Origin of the sequence: Streptococcus sp. k-90, assembly GCF_013277565.1 — a bacterium.
Taxonomy (GTDB): Bacteria; Bacillota; Bacilli; order Lactobacillales; family Streptococcaceae; genus Streptococcus.
Genome location: NZ_VMNE01000050.1, coordinates 1 through 2,217 on the forward strand (window position 1 = coordinate 1; position 2,217 = coordinate 2,217).

Below are 2,217 nucleotides of genomic sequence, written 5' to 3' on the forward strand. Positions count from 1 at the left end.
ACGAATAAAATTATAATAGATTAAAAAATATGGAAAATGTTCTATTGAATTTTTATAGTAAAAGAGTATCATATAATATGATAAAATATTTTTTTGGAGGAAATTAAATGTTTCATAAAGGTAAACACAATCGTGAAAAGCAATTACGTTTTTCTATTCGTAAGGTCAGCTTTGGTGCAGCTAGTGTCGCAGTAGCTGCCTTGTTCATGTTTTTAGGAAATGGAGCAGTATCTGCTGCAGAGCAAGGAGTGTCTTCAACTAATGGGGAGACTCAAGCACCGCAACCTAAAGATCAGAATGTCCAGAATGGGACCTACGAAGGGAACACAGTAGCAATTAGTCCTGCTGCAACAGTAGAGACAAATACTCAACCTTCAACAGTTGAAAATAGTTCTTCACCAGAATCAGCACCTCAGAAGGTGGAGACTCTAGACAAGAAAGAATTGACAGATTTAATCAAAGAAATTGATGGTAAGCTTTCTCAAGGCACATACGCTAGTAAAACAGATAATAGTGTAAATCAATTAAAAACAGCTTTAGATGAAGCAAAATCTGTATTAAATAAAGCAAAAACACAAGCTGAATTATCACAAGCACATGCAAACTTAGTTGTAGCAACAACAAAATTACAAACAAAACCAGAAGAGAAAAAAGAAGCACCAGCGGTAGACACTACAAATGGAAAAGCTACTGTAGGTAAAAAAGCAACAAATACTGAGAAATCTTCAGAATCTAATTCGATTGCAAACTCAGGTTCTAAAGATAAACGTAATGGAAAAGTATTAGATACAAATAATCCATTCCGTACAGATACAACTCCTAGTACGACAGATGATACATCAGCAAATCAAGTATTTGATAATCCAGTAGAAGGTGCCGATGTAAAAACCCTTTCAAATAAGTTGGAATCATTGCCTGAGACGATTCAGAACAATGAAAAAATTCAGAATATGGATGAACTTGGAGATAAAACAGGGGTTGCAAGAGGGGATGTAAAAGAAATTCATGAATTTGGGGGATGGAATGCTGTTACTGCAGATGGAAATCCAGGAAAATTTGCTATAGCAAGAAAAACGGATAAGGGAGTATTTCCAATTGAGACAGTTAACACAGTATGGAGTTCTGGAAGAAAAATATATCAAACTTGGGTATTAGAGCAATCTTTTGATAGAACTAGTGATTATATGTTATTCTTATCAAAAGTTAGGACACAGGCAAATAGAGAAGAAGAAACGTTTGATGGTTCTAAGTATGTGCATACAGGTGAAGCCGGAAATATTGCTAAAGGTGTTAAAGGATTTAATGGAATTCAAAAAACATTTAAAGCATACTCAAAAGAACACGGTTCCAAAGTAGTTGTGTCATTCAAAACTGGATATACTGGAGATATTGAAGGTACTAAAGCACAGTATAAGGTCGAAGTAATCATTAATCGTAATGGAAAAGAAGAAAAATTATACGATCAAACATTTAAACCACAAGAGGCTCAACAAAATGATGAAATGACAGTTGTTAAAGCAAGTGATGGGAAAAATAGTCCTCAATTTATTACTACGCCAGATACACCGTCACCAACAAAAGAAGCTTTGGATGCGAAAATTGCTAATAATAAACCAAATGGTACGGGTGGAACATTTACTAGTAAGGAGATTGAAATACCTAAAGGTGTAACTGAATATACAGTTCGAATTAGTTCAGCAGATAATCAACATTTGGGAATGGGATATCAATCAGTGCATAGACACTATGCACTCCCACTGACAGGTTCAGATTTTTCAATTAAACAAGATACAAAAAATGTTGCGAAGGATTTACTACAGAGAATCCATACTAGATTAGTAGAACAAAAATCAGAAGATACTAAGTGGTCTACTCCTGAAACTAAGGGTGCTTATGAAACAAAATTGACAGAGATTGATAATTTACTTAATTCAGGAATAAATACTACAAGTAACTATAAAGAATCTGCTAAGTCACTTATTGAAAAATATAACTCTTTGAACAATAGAGATACAATTGTTGCAGCAGCGAAAGCGGACTTAGAAAAAGCAGCGCAAGCCGAAAAAGCAGAAATCGCAGCAGATAAGAGCTTAACAGAAGCTGAGCGTAAAGAAAAAGAAACAGCAGTAGATACTAAGAAAGCAGAAGAAGAAGCTAAGATTACAGCAGCAGAAAACGCTGATAAAGTAGCCGAAGCTAAAACAGCAGGTGAAACAG

Annotated in this window: 1 protein-coding gene; it reads left to right on the plus strand. The window is 34.8% G+C overall.

Features of this window, described 5'->3' with window-relative positions:
- Positions 1–107: 107 nt before the first annotated feature.
- Positions 108–2,217: YSIRK-type signal peptide-containing protein (locus HT734_RS09250; protein ID WP_173308528.1), on the plus strand; the 2,110-nt coding region annotated here is incomplete at its 3' end.